The sequence below is a fragment of the Nocardia sp. NPDC049190 genome (assembly GCF_040648115.1).
Taxonomy (GTDB): Bacteria; Actinomycetota; Actinomycetes; order Mycobacteriales; family Mycobacteriaceae; genus Nocardia.
This window is the reverse complement of the sequence record NZ_JBEZDE010000009.1, coordinates 39984-56730: the sequence shown is the minus strand read 5'-3', so window position 1 is coordinate 56730 and position 16747 is coordinate 39984. Positions and strand designations below refer to the sequence as shown.

Here is a 16747-nt window from a genome sequence, read left to right as displayed (position 1 = left end):
CGAATTGACGACAGCCCTGGCGAATACCCGGACCCGAGCAGCGCCGTGCCCGGTCGAGTCCGCCGCACGCGACCCACACCGCGACCAGGCGATGACCCGACCGTCGTCCATGGTCCTACTCCTTGTCTTCGTCCACCAGCCCACGCCGCACGCGGGACGCGTGCTTGCGCTCGGCCGCGCTCACCCGGTCGGATTGCTCCAACCGGATGTCGGTGCCACGACCCGTGGGCACCATGTCGATGCCGGCCGAGATCTGCGGCTCCCACTCGAACGTCACGTCGCCGATGGTGACCGGAGCCCCCGGCTCGGCCCCCCTCTTCACCAGCTCGTCTTCGACGCCGAGACGGGCGAGCCGGTCGGCCAGGTAACCGACGGCCTCGTCGTTGTCGAATTGGGTCTGGCGGACCCACCGCTCGGGCCGGGTACCGCGCACGATGAAGCCGCCGGGCTCCTCCGGGTCGGCGAGCACGCTGAATCCGGTCTCGTCCAGCGCGATCGGGCGGATGACCGGACGCTTCGGCGCGGCCTTCGGATGCTGCTGGCGGTACTGGTGCACCAGGTCGGCGAGAGCAAAGGTCAAGGGGCGCAGACCCGCCCGGCTCACCGCCGAGATTTCGAACACCGGCCAGCCTCGCTCGGCGAACTCCGTGGTCACCATCTCGGCCAGTTCGGCGGCGTCCGGCACGTCGATCTTGTTCAAGATCACCACTCGCGGACGGTCGGCCAGGTCGCCGAGACCGGCGTCGGCGCTCAGCGCGGGCTTGTAGGCGGCCAACTCGGCTTCCAACGCGTCCACATCCGACACCGGGTCGCGACCCGGTTCCAGGGTGGCGCAGTCCACCACATGGGCGAGCACCGCGCAGCGCTCCAGGTGCCGCAGGAAGTCCAGCCCGAGGCCACGGCCCTCGCTGGCACCGGGGATCAGACCGGGCACGTCCGCGACCGTGAAGGTGGTCTCGCCGCTGGCGACCACGCCGAGGTTGGGAACCAGCGTGGTGAACGGATAGTCCGCGATCTTCGGCTTCGCCGCGGAGAGCACCGAAACCAGTGACGACTTGCCTGCCGAGGGGAAGCCGACCAGGCCGACATCGGCCACCGACTTCAGCTCGAGCACCAGGTCGCTCTCTTCGCCCTCCTCACCGAGCAGCGCGAAACCGGGGGCCTTGCGCGCCTTCGAAGCGAGCGCGGCGTTGCCGAGTCCGCCGCGGCCACCCCGGGCCACGATGAAGCGGTTGCCCGCGCCGACCAGGTCGACGAGCACCTTGCCGTCGTCGTCGAGCACCACGGTGCCGTCGGGCACCTTCAGCACCAGATCGACGCCCTGCTTGCCGTCGCGGTTGCCGCCCTCCCCCGGCTTCCCGCTGCCTGCCTTGGCGTGTGGGTGGAAGTGGAAGTCCAACAGCGTGTGCACATTGGCGTCGACCTCGAGAATCACGTCGCCGCCGTTGCCGCCGTTGCCGCCGTCGGGTCCGCCGAGCGGCTTGAACTTCTCACGGTGCACCGAGGCGCAGCCGTGGCCGCCCTTACCGGCTCGCACATGCAGTACGACACGGTCGATGAACTTGGACATAGGCCGAATCATCCTCCTTCGGGACTGGTCGTACTTCGGGCTGGTCTTATCGGAACACGAAAACGGGCCAGGGTTCATCAGACCCTGACCCGCTCGCTGTTGTCCGGAAGTGGTTGGGCGGCTGCCTCGCCTGGCTCGACTCGGCAGGACTCCGCCCGGCCGCGCCGTGCTGCGGTCAGGCCTGGACCGGCTCCGGGACGATGATGTTGACGGTCTTGCGTCCACGCTTGGTGCCGAACTCGACCGCACCGGTCGCAAGGGCGAACAGCGTGTCGTCACCACCACGGCCAACGTTCACGCCGGGGTGGAAGTGGGTGCCACGCTGACGCACCAGGATCTCGCCCGCCTTGACCGTCTGGCCGCCGAAGCGCTTGACGCCGAGTCGCTGGGCGTTGGAATCGCGTCCGTTCCTGGAACTGGACGCACCCTTCTTGTGTGCCATAGCTGAATCTCCTCGGGATGTCTTACTTGATGCCGGTGACCTTCAGGACCGTCAGTGGCTGACGGTGACCCTGGCGCTTGTGGTAGCCGGTCTTGTTCTTGAACTTGTGGATGCGGATCTTCGGGCCCTTGGTCTGCTCGACGACCTCGGCCGCCACGGAGACCTTCGCCAGCTTCGCCGCGTCGGTGGTGAGCTCGGCGCCATCGACGACGAGAACCGGGTTCAGCGCCACAGCGGTGCCCGGCGCGCCCTCGATCTTCTCGACCTTCACCAGGTCACCGACCGCGACCTTGTACTGCTTTCCGCCGGTCTTGACGATCGCGTACGTTGCCATCGGTCGGCTGCCCTTCTTTCCTGTAGTGCTCGGCACTCATAGTGCTCGACACTTGCTCACGCGGCAGCTGCTCCGGCCGAAGAATGCCACCGGAGACCGCCACACAATGGTCTGGTAATCGCCGCCGCCTCGGTGCCTGGTGGCTCTCGGTATCGAACTGTCGAGAACCGGGCCACGAAGACAGAACACGCTGTCACCGGGCAGCGACTGTCCAAGATTACAGGACGCGCACCGCCACAACCAAACCGGTGCCCGAGCCTGCACTCCGCCGACGCTGCGAGTTCGCTGCGGCACACGCACGTGGCCCCCGCCGGTCACACCGACGGGGGCCACGTGGACGGTGAGCGACGGGTGTCAGTTCGACGTGTCCGGTGCACCCGCCGGGCGGCCGACCGCACGCCGGCGCGGTCGCGCGCGCCGGGGCACCTCGACCGGCTCCGGCTCGGAGTAGTCGATCGCGGGTGTCGGCGCCTGCTCTCCGGTGGGTAACACGAACACCGCGCCGGAGCTGTCCGCAGCGGGCGCGGCCGCCGAACGCGCAACCCTGCGACGACGGGCCGGACGTGCCGCCGCTGGGTCGGACACGCCGTTGGCCCTGACCGCAGCGGGCGGCTCGGATCCGGGCTGCGCCTTCCCGACCACCTTTACGGCCTCGGTGGGCTCGGTCGCCGCCTCGTCGACGGGCACCGCCACCGTGGCCTGGACCGGCTCCACGTCATCGGTCTCGATCGCCGCGGCATGGGCGACCGCATCGGGTTCGTCGACCGAGTCCGCCCGAGCGACCACACGACCGGCAGACTCGGCTTGCGGCTCGGCGACCGGCGACGATACCGCCTCCGCCTTGGTCAGCTGCTCGACGTCCTCCGGATGATGACCTGCCATCGCCAGCGCGACCGGGTGCGCCCGTTTGACAGCGGCGTCCTCGTCGCCGCTGTCCGGCGCAGGGGTGGCGCCGTTCGCGGCCTGGGCGGGCGCGGTGCTCGCGGCGCCCTTGTCCCGTCCACGGCGCCTGCGCGAGCCGCTCTCCCGGGGCCGCCCCGCGCTCTCGTCGCCGCCGAGTTCCACCGGATAGGTGTGCACGAGGATGCCACGACCGTGGCAGTGCTCACAGGTAGTCGAGAACGCCTCGACCAGCCCGGTGCCCAGCTTCTTGCGGGTCATCTGCACCAAACCGAGCGAAGTGACCTCGGAGACCTGATGGCGGGTCCGGTCGCGGCCCAACGCCTCGGTGAGGCGACGCAGCACCAGATCCCGGTTGGATTCGAGCACCATGTCGATGAAGTCGACGACGATCATGCCGCCGATGTCACGCAGCCGCATCTGGCGGACGATCTCCTCGGCCGCCTCCAGGTTGTTCCTGGTGACCGTTTCTTCCAGGTTGCTACCGCCGGAGCCGGTGAACTTGCCGGTGTTGACGTCGATCACCGTCATGGCCTCGGTGCGGTCGATCACCAGGGTGCCGCCGGAGGGCAACCACACCTTGCGATCGAGCGCCTTGGCCAGCTGTTCGTCGATCCGGTAGGTCTCGAACACGTCGACACCGTTGTTCTCGTGCCGCGATACCCGGGCGAGCAGATCCGGCGCGACGGTGCCGATGTACTTCTCCACCGTGCTCCAAGCCCGGTCACCTTCGATGACCAGCTTGGAGAAGTCCTCGTTGAACAGGTCGCGGATGACCTTGACCAGGAGGTCCGGCTCCTCGTAGAGGGTCTTCGGCGCGCCACTGTCCTTGCCCGCCTGCCCAGCGATCGTGCGCCAGGTCGCTTGCAGCCGTTCCACGTCGCGGGCCAACTCGGCCTCGCTGACACCCTCGGACGCCGTGCGGATGATCACACCGGCATCGGCGGGCACGATGTCGCGCAAGATGTCCTTGAGCCGCTTGCGCTCCGTGTCGGGCAATTTGCGGCTGATCCCGGTGGACGTACCACCCGGCACATAGACCAGGAAACGTCCGGCCAGACTGATCTGGGTGGTGAGGCGGGCGCCCTTGTGGCCGACCGGGTCCTTGCTGACCTGAACCAGCACCTGGTCACCCGGCTTGAGCGCCTGTTCGATCTTGCGCTCGCGGCCGCCGAGCCCGGCAGCCTCCCAGTTCACCTCACCGGCATAGAGCACGCCGTTACGACCACGGCCGATGTCGACGAACGCCGCCTCCATGCTGGGCAGGACGTTCTGCACCTTGCCGAGGTAGACGTTGCCGACCATGGACGCGGAGCCGGTGCTCGTGACGAAGTGCTCGACCAGAATGTTGTCCTCGAGCACCGCGACCTGGGTGGCGGAGGGGTGATCCGGGAAGGACTTCTCCCGCACGACCATGACCCGGTCCACCGCCTCACGGCGCGCCAGGAACTCCGACTCGGTCAGGATCGGCGGCCGGCGACGGCCTGCCTCGCGACCGTCGCGGCGACGCTGGCGCTTGGCTTCCAACCTGGTGGAACCGGTGATGCCCTGCACCTCGTCGACAGCGGCGGCGCGGCTACGGCTCTTGTTGCGTGGTTCACGCTCGTGCACGACCGTGTTCGGCGGATCGTCATCGGCTTGCTCGTTCTCGCCGGAATCGCCCGCCACCTTGCGGCGACGCCTGCGGCGGCGGCGACGAGTCGACCCCTCCGGGCCACCGTCCTCGTCGTCGGACTCGGAAGTGGCGGTCTCGCCGGATTCCGCGACTTCGGCGGGCTCGGCGCTCTCGGCGGCCTGCTCGTCCTCGGTCTCGGATTCGGTGTCGGTCTCGTCACCCTCACCCTCCGAGGACTGCTCGCCGCGGCCGCGGCCACGGCCACGGCGGCCACGACGCCTGCGGCGCGGCTGGCCATCGGCATCACCCTGTTGGTCGAGCGACTCGCCGTCGTCCTCGGTGACCTCGGCCACGTCCTCCTCGACCGGCTCCGGTGTCGGCTGCTCGGCGCGACGCGCCTCGCGTTCCGCGCGACGTTGCTTGCGCGCCTGCTCGGCGGCTTGAGCGTCCGGCGGGAGGAACAGCGGCGTCTGCACCACGGCGGCGGATTCGAACGCCGCCGGAGCGGCAACCTCCGGGTTCTGCCGCACCGGGTGCGTGAACAGCGACGACGGCTGGTGCGCCGGGGCGCTCGACACCTCCATCGGGTGCCCAGGGCTGGGCGCGTCCAGTGCGGAGAAGATGACACCGGGACCGCCGACGGAGCCCTCGGCCCGCGGTTGCCACGCGGGTTCCTGTTGCTCGGGCGACGCGGACACCGGTTCGGTATCGCTCGGCCGCACGATGCCACCAGCCTGCTCAGCGGTGCCCTTCTGCACGGAGGTGGGCTCGCCCGCAGGGGCTGCTTCCTCTCCCGCACCCAGGGCATCGCGCACCGACTCGGCGACAACGCGGTCGACGTTCGATTGCGCGCTGCGCGCGTCCGCCCCCAGCTCGGTTAACTTCGCCAGGATGCGCTTGCTCGTTACCCCCAGCAGTTTGGCAAGTGCGTGAACTCGGATTCGCTCCGGCAATTGTTCGGCATCCTGTGATGTTGGTTCCAGCGGCTCTTGATCGGCCACGAAAGTCTCCTCGGGACCCCCGGGCGCGTCCCTCCTGGTGGGAGTGACGCGGCCGACGCGGGGGCGCTGTCTATTCGACTCGCGCGCAAAGACGCGAGGTCAAGTGGTCTCGCCCCGCATGCCCGGTTATCTCCATGTCGTTTGTTGTTCGGGCTAACTGGTCACGCGGCGCCTGGCTGTATGGCTGAACTCCGCGGATCGAGCGCTCATCCAGCGTGCCGACGCGAACAGCGAACCCCAGCAACGGGCTGTTTGTCCATGGCAGCGATGATCGGCATCGAACCGTGGTATCACCCGGCTACGATCGCCACCTCTCGTACACGCATCTGCGCGAACAGTCGGCGTCGAGTGCAGCCGATGCCAGTATCCCACACCGGCCGCCGGGCGCTCGCCATCGGCGCTCGGCTACGCCGTGCCCGGAGCGCATTCTCCCAGCATCCGGCCGGCGCGGGCACGGCGATCAGGACTCCGATCAGACCGGGAACGCGGGGAACCAGAGGGTGATCTCACGCTTGGCCGACTCCGGCGAGTCGGACCCGTGCACCAAGTTCTCCTGGGTCTCCAGCGCGAAATCTCCGCGGATGCTGCCCGGCACGGCCTTCTCGACCGGGTCGGTGCCGCCCGCGATCTGCCGGAATGCCGCGATCGCGCGCGGGCCCTCCAGAATGGCCGCCACGACCGGCCCGGAGGTGATGAACTCGATCAGCGAATCGAAGAAAGGCTTCTCGGCGTGCTCGGCGTAGTGGCCCCTGGCCAGCTCCTCGGTCACATGCTTCAGTTCGAGGGCGACGATCTTCAGGCCCTTGCGCTCGATCCGTGCCAGCACCTCGCCGACAAGGCCACGGCCCACGCCGTCCGGCTTGATGAGTACCAACGTCTGCTCAGTCACGGCGCACAGCCTAACGGGCATCCGTCCGGGCACCGAACCAGCGGTCGGCCAGGCAACCTCTCCGGGCACCCCGCGATACCGCACCAACACCGGGACGGGTGTCGCTGGACGCCGTGTGACCGAATCCACATCGATCTCGGCGCACCGGCCGCGGCTAGGAGCGTGGGGCCCGCTGGCTCGGCAGCAACCCCTTCGCCATACGGCCGCGGACATCGGCGCGCAGCACCAGGATGAAACCCCAGACGATCGCGAAAACAATGCCGATGACGCCGATCGAGGGGTGGATGACCGCGCCGAGCAGGACGAGCACCTGCAGGCCCAGGTTGAACGGCAGCGCGAAGGAACGCCGTTGCACCCCCGCGCCGAGGAACATCACCACCGCGAGCACGACCAAGTAGGTGCCCGACAGCCAGGTCACCCCGCCGCCGACGTCGGCGACCACCGGCAGCGCGAGCAGCACGACGATCGCCTCGAGCACCAAGGTGCCCGCCATCACGCCGCGCAAGCCCTTCCACGGATCGGCCGCGGGCGGCGGCACCGGCCGCTCACCCTGGTCGGCAGATTCGGTCATGCTGCACCCTCCTCGGCACACACGGGCCCTCCGTGGTCACACAAGCTGCCGCCTCCGGGCCTGACGCTCATGCCGCACCCTCCTCGGCACACGCGGGCCCTCCGTGGTCACACAAGCTGCCGCCTCCGGGCCTGACGCTCATGCTGCACCCTCCTCGGCACACGCGGGCCCTCCGTGGTCACACAAGCTGCCGCCTCCGGGCCTGACGCTCATGCCGGGTCCTTACCGAACAGTGCGCGGGTCGCGCCTGCCGTCACCACCGAGCCGGTCACCACGACACCCGCACCGGACACCATTTCGCCCTGCCCGCCGATCTCCTCGGCGAGCGCGATCGCGGTCTCGAGCGCGTCCGGCAGAGTCGTCGCGGTGACTACCCGCTCGTCGCCGAAACGCTGCACCGCGAGATCGGCCAGGGTCTCCACGTCCATCGCACGCGGCGAACCGTTGCTGGTGACGACGATCTCGTCGAATACCGGCTCCAGTGCGGCGAGGATGCCCTCGGCGTCCTTGTCACCGAGTACCGCGACCACGCCGACCAACTTGCGGAAGTCGAACTCCGAGGTGAGGGTCGCGGCCAGCGCACGCGCGCCGGCTGGGTTGTGCGCGGCGTCGATGAAGATGGTCGGGGCGCTTCGGATGCGCTCCAGCCGGCCCGGACTGGTCACACTCGCGAAACCGGCGCGCACCGCGTCGATGTCGAGCTGCCGCTGAGCGCCCGCGCCGAAGAACGCCTCGACCGCGGCGAGCGCGAGCACCGCATTGCGCGCCTGGTGTTCGCCGTGCAGCGGCAGGAAGATCTCGTCGTACACCCCGCCGAGACCTTGCAATTCGAGCTGCTGACCGCCGACCGCGATCTGTCGGGCGAGCACCCGGAATTCGGCGCCCTCACGCGCCACCGCTGCGTCCACCTCGACAGCGCGGCGCAGCAGCACCTCCATCGCCTCCGGCTCCTGCTCCGCGATGACCGCGACGTTGTCGCGCGGGACCAGACTCTCCGGCGCACGCTTGATGATCCCGGCCTTCTCCCCCGCGATGGACGCCAGGTCGGTCCCGAGGTAGTCGGTGTGGTCCAGACCGATCGGCGTGATCACCGCCACCTGTCCGTCGACGACGTTGGTGGCGTCCCAGGTACCACCCATGCCGGTCTCCACCACCGCGACGTCGACCGGCGCCTCGGCGAAGGCCGCGAAGGCCATACCGGTGAGCACCTCGAACTTGCTCATGGCGGGCCCGCCCGCGGCGGCCGACTGCTTGTCGATCATCTCGACGTATGGCAGCAGCTCGCGGTAGGTCGCCACGTACTCGGCCGGGGAGATCGGCGCGTTGTCGATGCTGATCCGCTCGGTGGCCAGCTGCAGGTGTGGACTGGTGATCCGGCCGGTCCGCCGATGCAGCGCGGTGAGCAGTGCATCGATCATCCTGGTCACCGAGGTTTTGCCGTTGGTGCCCGCGACATGGATCGCCGGATAGCTCTGCTGCGGGGCGCCGAGCAGGTCCATCAGCGTGGCGATCCGCGTCAACGACGGTTCGATCTTGGTCTCCGGCCAGCGCTGGTCGAGTTCGGCCTCGACCAGCGCCATTTCGGCCAGCTCCACCGGCGACGGGCCGGAGTGCAGCCGGGCCGCGCCGCCGCGGTGCTCGTCGTCGCCGTACTGCGGTTCCGGTTCGGCGTTCACTTGCCGCTCAGCTCGGTGAGGCGGGCGCTGATGCGCGCGACTTCGGCGGCGGCGATCTGTTGCCTGTTCTTGATCTTGTCGACCACCTGCTCGGGCGCTTTGGCCAGGAACGCCTCGTTGCCGAGTTTGGCAGCGGTGCCCTGGAGTTCCTTCTCCGCGGCCGCCAGGTCCTTGGCCAGGCGGCGGCGTTCGGCGTCCAGGTCGACCGTGCCGGAAGTGTCCAATTCCACGGTGACCGTCGCCCCGCTCAAGCGCACCTCCACCGACGCGGTCGCGGCGAAAACGGGGCCCGGCTCGGTGAGCCTGGCCAGGTTCGCCACCGACTCCTCCAGCGTGCTCAGTCCCGCCGCGTCCACACCGACCAGCTTGGCCGTCACCTTCTGCTTGTCGGCGAGGCCCTGGTCGCTGCGGAACCGGCGGATCTCGGTGATCAACCGCTGGGCGTCCGCGATGCGTTGCGCGGCGGTGTGATCCACGGGAACACCGGAGGGCTGCGGCCACGGCGCGATGACCACCGATTCACCGCCGGTCAGCGCCTGCCACAGCGACTCGGTGACGAACGGGATAACCGGATGCAGCAGCCGTAGGACCGCGTCGAGAACGGTGCCCAACACCACTTGGGTCGCCTCGGCGCGCGCACCCTCGGCAGCGAACTGGACCTTGGCCAATTCCAGGTACCAGTCGCACAGCTCGTCCCAGGCGAAGTGGTAGAGCGCCTCGCACGCCTTGCCGAACTCGTAGCCGTCGAACGCCGAATCCACTTCGGCGCGTACCGCTTCCAGCCGATCGGTGATCCAGCGGTCGGCATCGGTGAGCTGCGCGCGATCGGGCAGGTCACCGACCCGCGCACCGTTCATCAGCGCGAATTTGGTCGCGTTGAACAGCTTGGTCACGAAGCTGCGCGCGGCGAGCGCCTGCGGCTCGCCGACCGACAGGTCACCGCCCGGCTGCGCGCCGCGCGCGAGGGTGAACCGCAGGGCGTCGGCGCCGTAGGCGTTGATCCAGTCCAGCGGGTCGATCCCGTTGCCACGCGACTTGGACATCTTCTTGCCGTACTGGTCGCGGATCAGGCCGTGCAGGAACACGTCCTTGAACGGCACCTGACGCGCGGTTCCCTTGCCCGTGGTCAGCACGGCGTCGTCGGCCACGTAGGTGCCGAACATCATCATCCGCGCCACCCAGAAGAAGAGGATGTCGTAGCCGGTGACGAGAACGCTGGTGGGATAGAACTTCTCGAGTTCGGCGGTGGCATGCGGCCAACCCATGGTCGAGAACGGCCACAGGCCGGAGGAGAACCAGGTGTCGAGCACGTCCGGGTCCTGCACCCACCCCTCGGGTGCTTGCTCGTCGGGGCCGACGCAGACCACTTCGCCCTCGGGGCCGTACCAGATCGGGATGCGGTGACCCCACCACAGCTGGCGCGAGATACACCAGTCGTGCATGTCGTCGACCCACTCGAACCAGCGCGGCTCTTGGCTCTTCGGATGGATCACCGTGTCGCCATTGCGCACCGCGTCACCGGCGGCCTCGGCGAGCGATTCGACCTTGACCCACCACTGCATGGAAAGGCGAGGCTCGATCGGCTCACCGGTGCGCTCGGAGTGCCCGACGCTGTGCAGGTACGGCCGCTTCTCCGCGACGACCCGGCCTTCCTCGGCGAGCCGCTCACGCACCTTGACGCGCGCCTCGAAACGATCCATGCCATCGAATTCGGTCCCGGTTCCGGTGATCCGGCCGCGCTCGTCCATGATGGTCGGCATCGAAAGGCCGTGCCGCAGACCCAGTTCGAAGTCGTTGGGGTCGTGTGCCGGGGTGATCTTCACCGCGCCGGATCCGAATTCCGGATCGACGTAATCATCGGCGATGATCGGGATCTGCCGCCCCGTGATCGGGTGCTCCAGCGTGGTGCCGAGCAGCGCCTGGTAGCGCGCGTCCTCGGGGTGCACCGCGACGGCGGTGTCACCGAGCATGGTCTCCACCCGGGTGGTGGCCACGATCACATGCGGTTCGTCGTCGTCGAGCGAACCGTAGCGCAGCGAGACCAGCTCGCCCTGCACATCCTCGTACTTGACCTCGATGTCGGAGATTGCGGTGCGCAATTCCGGCGACCAGTTCACCAGCCGCTCGGCACGGTAGATCAGACCCGCGTCGTAGAGCCGCTTGAAGATGGTCTGCACGGCGCGCGACAGACCCTCGTCCATGGTGAAGCGGTCGCGGCTCCAGTCGACACCGTCGCCGAGCGCGCGCATCTGCCACTGGATGGCGCCGCCGGACTCGCGCTTCCAGTCCCACACCTTCTCGACGAACAGCTCGCGGCCGAAGTCTTCCTTGGTCTTACCGTCGACCGCCAGCTGCTTCTCCACCACGGTCTGGGTGGCGATCCCCGCGTGGTCCATACCGGGCAGCCAGAGCACTTCGTAGCCCTGCATGCGCTTGCGGCGGGACAACGTATCCATCAGAGTGTGGTCGAGCGCGTGCCCCATGTGCAGTGTGCCGGTGACGTTGGGTGGCGGCAGCACGATCGAGTACGCGGGCTTGCCGCCGGTGATGCTCGCCGTGAAATAGCCAGCGGCTACCCAGCGCTCGTACATCTCGGCTTCCACCTCGCTGGGCGTCCAGCTCTTGGGGAGGGCATCGGCACGATTACGCGTGTTGTCAGGGGCTGCGCTGGTCACCCCGCGATTCTAAAGCGCGACGATCCACGCACTTCGCGTCGGTCGACACCTATCTACTCGGGGTCATCCGTTCCGGTGACGAATACGTCACAGTACCGGCCGGGATCTGATGCGGACGACACCGCTCGGCACCGCCGGAGCCGCTCTCGGCGATCGACGACGAACCCGCTGCGGGGCGGGATCCGCCCGGCCGAGGGACAGCTCTACGCACTGGACGCAAGGAGAGGCGGAGCCTTCGGTGGATGAGGGACACCGAACACTCCGCCCACGTCAGTGAGCTTACCGGCGAACCCGGGCTCGACCCTGAATCCATACGCAATTCTCAGCTTCCAGCATTTTCTACCCCGAATGTTCCCTTTATCCGAGATAAGGGGAACGGTCGTGGCGATCGAAATCACGTCACTGCTGATCGCGATCGCGACGTCGACCTCGGCGCCTGCCGCGAAGGTCGCCTGGACTGGCAGGTTGCCGCGACCCGACCTCCGTCGACGCTGGTGCACCCCGGTTGGATCTGCGACGCATCAGCTGTTGTCCTCGAACGCGCAGCCCGCGCGACGAGCTGTCCTCGTCGCTCGGGGACCGGCCGCGCCCCGCCGGTCGGTCAACGCTTCGGCGCGCGGAGGCCGCCGACCGCTGAACGCACAACCTCAGGAGCCCGAGTACCTCTGCGCGCGTTCAGGCACGATCCCCGGTCGGTGTCCCGACAAGGGATCGCGCCGGGGAAGAACACCAGGTCGCCTGTCACCGCGGCAGCAGCACGACGGGCGGGGCGCAGATCGGGCCGGTGGATCCCCAGCCCCTTCGGCCGCCGGGATGGATGCACTCATCCGCAGGCGGACAGCCACCTCGATCCAGACGTGACTGAAATGTCGGATATTGCCGGATCGGAAAGAACTGGGGACTCTGGAGAATATGAATGCCGCAGGAGATCCCGTCCCGACGAATCTCTCTGAAAGACCAGGGTTTTCCCGGATGACGAACGAATCTCGGCCGGGAACTACACATGAGGCGAGTCTCCCGCTCGACGTACTGTCGACCCACTGCCCCGAACCGCTACCGCGGCCCTTGGCGCCGCACACGCTGCACGACCTGCGCGGTGGTGTGATCGTGGAGTTGCGGTACCCGAGGTCGGCGACACTGATCGTCGCGGGTGTCCCCGGCGCGGGCAAGAGCACGGCGCTGGCCAGGTTATTCGGCGCCACCGCCGACGCCGAGACGCCGCCGGACGGACCGGACGGCTGCCTGGTGCTCGACTCGCACCAGGCCCGCAATCGGTGGCGGCGCAGGCTGTCGTGGCTGCCCTATCTGCTCCGGCGCCCGGTGGTGCACACCGCGCACTTCCTCGCGATCCGCACCGCGTTGCGCGAGGCGACCGGTGCGGTCGTGATCCACGACTGCGCCACCTTCCGCTGGACGCGCGCGCTGATCGCGCACTGGGCGGGCCGCTACGGCCGGGACCTGCACCTGCTCATGCTCGATGTGCCCGCGTCCGTGGCGCGGGCGGGCCAGCAGGCCCGCGGACGGCGGGTCAACCGGGTGGCATTCGCGGCGCACGCGCGGCGCTGGCGGCGGCTGATGCGGACGGTGACGACCGAGCAGCGTGGGCCGACAGGCGGGTGGTGCTCGGTCGTCATCGTCGATCGCACGACCATCGACCGGCTGCGTCGCGTGGCCTTCGCGGCCTAGTGCTCGAAAACCCGTGCCCGCACGGTGATCAGGGAACCAACACGGTCAGCGCGTCGGGCACCGCGCGCATCGTGATCGGCAGGGTGCCCGCCGGCTCGCCGTCGGCAGTCGCGGGCGCGCCCGGCGCGGTGAGCGTGACCGCCGCGGCCCGGAACTGCTTGACCCGCGGATGATCCTGGCGTTTGCCCGCCGACAGCGATGGCAGCAGGCGCAGCATCTCGACCCTGGACAAGGCGCCGACCACGGTCAGATCGAGTAGTCCGTCATCCGGTACGGCATCCGGGCAGATGAGCATGCCGCCGCCATAGGTGCGAGTGTTGCCGACCGCGACCAGGACCGCCTCGGTCTCCAGCAGCGAGCCCTCGCCCGGGTTGCCGAGCCCGGCGGTCACAGCACCGGTCAGCTCGACCCGGTACGGCACGGTGTAGCGTCCGGAGATCTCCACGAGCGCCGCGACCGTGTAGCGCAGCCGCCCCTTCGGCCAGCGCATATCATTGGCGCGCAGGGTGACCCGCGCGTCGAACCCCGTGCCGGTGACGGTGGCGAACCAGATCGGTCCGGCCCCGGACGCGGCGGACTCGAGATGGCCGAGGTCGATGGTCCGCGTCCGTCCGTTCAGCACGAGATCGGCCGCGGCGATCGGGTCCTCGGTCGGCACGCCGAGTTCCCTGGCCAGATCGTTGCCGGTGCCCGCGGGAATCATGCCGAGCGGGACACCGGTCTCGGCGACGGCCGCGAGAATCACGTTGATCAGACCGTCGCCCCCGACGCAGACCACCGCATCGGGCTTCGGCCCCTGCCCCACACCGGCGATCTCGTCGCGCACCCGCCGAACCGATTCGGCGGCCGAGGGAGCACTCACCTCGGTGACCTCGGCGCCCTGGGCGCGGAACCGGGCGATCGCGGCGCTCGCCACCGCACCGCCCTTGCCCAGCCCGGACTGCGGATTGGTGACCACGGCGATCGTCCGCACGGTCGAGTTCTCGATCACGGCACCAGCTTTCCGGGATTCAGGATGCCGGCGGGGTCGAGTTCGGCCTTCACCGCGCGCAAGACTCGTACGCCCAGGTCGCCGACTTCGTCCGGGAGCCAAGGCCGATGGTCGGTACCGACCGCGTGGTGGTGGGTGATGGTGCCGCCTGCCGCGATGATGGCGTCGCCGACGGCTCGTTTGGCGACCTGCCACTGGGAGATCGGGTCGTCCCGTTGCTTGGCGACGACGGTGAAGTACAACGAGGCGCCGGTCGGGTAGGTGTGCGAGATATGGCACATGACCAGCGGTGGCGTCCCCTGCGCTCCGAGTGCGTTGGTCAGCGCGGTCGTCACCTCGGTCTTCAACGCCGCCAGGTTCGACCAGGTAGTCGCGGTCTCCAGCGTTTCGCACAGCACCCCGACGTCCAGCAGCGCATCACGCAGGTACGGCGCGGCGAAACGACCGTGCTCCCACTCCTCGGCGGGCGTCGCCCCGAGCGCCGCGCCACCCGCGGCGACGAGTACCGCGGCGGCCTCGGCACTACGTGCCGCGACATGGGCCGCGGTGCCCTCGTATGTGGTGATGGCCAGACAACCCGCCACCGACTTGCCCCCCACGTTGCCGGAGCGGGCCAGATTGACTCCGGTCTCCGCCTCGTCGGACAGCCGCAGGACGGTCGGTGCGGCGCCCGCCTGAACCACCGAGCGCAGTGCGGCCACGCCGGTTTCGAAATCGGGGAACGACCATGCCTGATAGGCAATGGTTTCGGGGACCGGGTGTACCCGCAGAGTGACCTCGGTGACGACACCGAGTGCGCCTTCCGAACCGACGAACAGTTCGCGCAGGTCCGGCCCCGCCGCCGAAGCGGGGGCGCGGCCGAGCTCGAGGGTGCCGCTGGGCGTGGCGATCTTCAGCCTCTGCACCATGTCATCGAAGCGGCCGTACCCCGCTGACGCCTGGCCGGAGGACCGCGTCGCAGCGAAGCCGCCGATGCTGGCGAACTCGAAGCTCTGCGGAAAGTGACCGAGCGAAAGTCCGTGCGCGCCGAGCAACTCCTCGGCACGTGGACCGGTGAGTCCCGCACCGAGTGTCGCAGTGCCACTGATCGGATCGATCCTGGTCACGGCGTCGAGTCTGCGCAGGTCCAGCGTGATCACCGTGGCGAAGCGGCCGCGCACCGGATCGACGCCACCGACAACGCTGGTGCCGCCGCCGAACGGAACGACGGCGACAGCGTGCTCGGCGCACACGGCGAGCACAGCGAGAACCTGCTCGTGATCAGCGGGGAAGACGACGGCGTCGGGTGCGTCCTGCGGGCCGTCGGCACGGCGACGCAGCAGGTCGGGGGTGCTCTTGCCCCCCGCGTGCCGCAGCCGGTCGCGGTGGCCGGTGGACACGTTGGCAGCGCCGACGACCTCGACCAACTCGGCTCGCTGCCCGGGCGTCAGCGCGGATTCGCGTAGCGGCACGTCGTGCTCATCGCGTCGCGGCAGCGGGTCGCCCGACACCCCGAATACCTGGGTCAGCAGACCCCGGATCTGCGCCGAAAGCGGCTTGTGTCCGGCAGGGATACCCCAGGCGTCCCAGACCATGCTCGCCGCGGCCCCACGGCCACCCGGGTCAGCCGCGCGAGCCGAATGCTCATCGGTATGCTGCGTCTCCACCATAAGTTACAGTTTGACATAGAATGTCAAGCAGTAACGAAACCCTCTCCTGGTCGGCGGCCGAGCCGTCGACGAACCGACCACCGGTGGTGCCACCTTGACCGCTTCCGACGAGACCGACGCCGAGAACATGCTGTCCGCACGCGACCTCGCGATTCTCGACGCGGCCCGCACCTGTGTGCAGGAGTTCGGCGTCCGCCGCACCACGCTCACCGAGGTGGCGCGCAGAGCGGGTGTCAGCCGGCCGACCGTCTATCGCCGCTGGCCCGACACCGGCGCGCTGGTGGCCGAACTGCTGGTGCGCGAGCTGCGCGGCATCGTCGCCGCCACCATGCCGTCCACCGGAATCGCACGCACCAGGTTGGTCGAGGGCGTGGTCGAGGGCGCGGCGCAGGTCCGGTCCAATCCGTTGTTCGGCAAAATCTTCCGCACCGACACCGATCTGATGCTCACGTATGTATTCGGCAGGCTCGGCCGTAACCAGCGAGCGCTGATCGAGCTGTTCTCGGCGGGTATCCGCGACGGTCAGCAGGACGGATCCGTCCGCGACGGCGATCCGGACCGAATGGCCACCATGATGCTGCTGATCGTCCAGTCCGTCGTGCAGTCGGCGGGCACCGTCGCGCCGATCCTCGCGCACGCGGACCTCGACACCGAACTCCGTCGCGCGATCGACGGCTACCTCGACGACGGCGGCCCGAGCCGGCCCCGATGAACACCCCCGCCACGGGACCCCTTCCTACCGGAAAGG

Annotated in this window: 12 protein-coding genes; 2 read left to right on the top strand and 10 right to left on the bottom strand. The window is 68.9% G+C overall.

Annotated features, from left to right (window positions below; genetic code table 11):
* Positions 1–115 precede the first annotated feature (115 nt).
* From obgE to AB0B25_RS10470, 8 genes are all read right to left on the bottom strand, one after another.
* Positions 116–1570, bottom strand: coding sequence for a GTPase ObgE (obgE, locus tag AB0B25_RS10505; protein WP_357176961.1), 1455 nt, complete (start codon positions 1568–1570; stop codon positions 116–118).
* A 175-nt stretch (positions 1571–1745) separates the two neighbouring features.
* On the bottom strand, positions 1746–2012 hold the full coding sequence (rpmA, locus tag AB0B25_RS10500; RefSeq protein ID WP_357074932.1) for a 50S ribosomal protein L27: 267 nt from the start codon (positions 2010–2012) through the stop codon (positions 1746–1748).
* 22 nt (positions 2013–2034) lie between these two features.
* The gene (rplU, locus tag AB0B25_RS10495; RefSeq protein ID WP_357074929.1) at positions 2035–2346 is read right to left on the bottom strand and encodes a 50S ribosomal protein L21; all 312 of its coding nucleotides are present in this window, start codon (positions 2344–2346) and stop codon (positions 2035–2037) included.
* Between the two features lie 354 nt (positions 2347–2700).
* A complete protein-coding gene (locus AB0B25_RS10490) occupies positions 2701–5862 on the bottom strand; it encodes a translation initiation factor IF-2 N-terminal domain-containing protein (protein WP_357176960.1) in 3162 nt (1053 codons plus the stop codon).
* A 472-nt stretch (positions 5863–6334) separates the two neighbouring features.
* On the bottom strand, positions 6335–6751 hold the full coding sequence (ndk, locus tag AB0B25_RS10485) for a nucleoside-diphosphate kinase (RefSeq protein WP_357074923.1): 417 nt from the start codon (positions 6749–6751) through the stop codon (positions 6335–6337).
* Between the two features lie 154 nt (positions 6752–6905).
* Positions 6906–7322, bottom strand: coding sequence for a DUF4233 domain-containing protein (locus tag AB0B25_RS10480; RefSeq protein WP_357176959.1), 417 nt, complete (start codon positions 7320–7322; stop codon positions 6906–6908).
* Positions 7323–7531: 209 nt separating this feature from the next.
* Entirely contained in the window at positions 7532–8902 is a 1371-nt protein-coding gene (locus AB0B25_RS10475; protein ID WP_357177081.1) for a folylpolyglutamate synthase/dihydrofolate synthase family protein, read from the bottom strand.
* A gap of 92 nt (positions 8903–8994) precedes the next feature.
* Positions 8995–11673 (bottom strand): valine--tRNA ligase, encoded by a 2679-nt coding sequence (locus AB0B25_RS10470; protein WP_357176958.1) that lies wholly within the window; start codon positions 11671–11673, stop codon positions 8995–8997.
* Between the two features lie 972 nt (positions 11674–12645).
* Here AB0B25_RS10470 and AB0B25_RS10465 point away from each other — a divergent pair.
* Entirely contained in the window at positions 12646–13359 is a 714-nt protein-coding gene (locus AB0B25_RS10465) for an AAA family ATPase (protein WP_357176957.1), read from the top strand.
* Positions 13360–13387: 28 nt separating this feature from the next.
* Here AB0B25_RS10465 and AB0B25_RS10460 read toward each other — a convergent pair whose 3' ends face one another.
* The gene (locus tag AB0B25_RS10460; protein WP_357176956.1) at positions 13388–14350 is read right to left on the bottom strand and encodes a YegS/Rv2252/BmrU family lipid kinase; all 963 of its coding nucleotides are present in this window, start codon (positions 14348–14350) and stop codon (positions 13388–13390) included.
* Positions 14347–15924 (bottom strand): FAD-binding oxidoreductase, encoded by a 1578-nt coding sequence (locus AB0B25_RS10455; protein WP_357177080.1) that lies wholly within the window; start codon positions 15922–15924, stop codon positions 14347–14349. Before AB0B25_RS10455 ends, AB0B25_RS10460 begins: the two co-directional genes overlap by 4 nt.
* Before the next feature lie 169 nt (positions 15925–16093).
* On the opposite strand from AB0B25_RS10455, the gene AB0B25_RS10450 reads away from it, so the two are divergent.
* Complete coding sequence (locus AB0B25_RS10450; RefSeq protein WP_357176955.1) at positions 16094–16711, top strand: helix-turn-helix domain-containing protein; 618 nt, start codon at positions 16094–16096, stop codon at positions 16709–16711.
* Positions 16712–16747 lie beyond the last annotated feature (36 nt).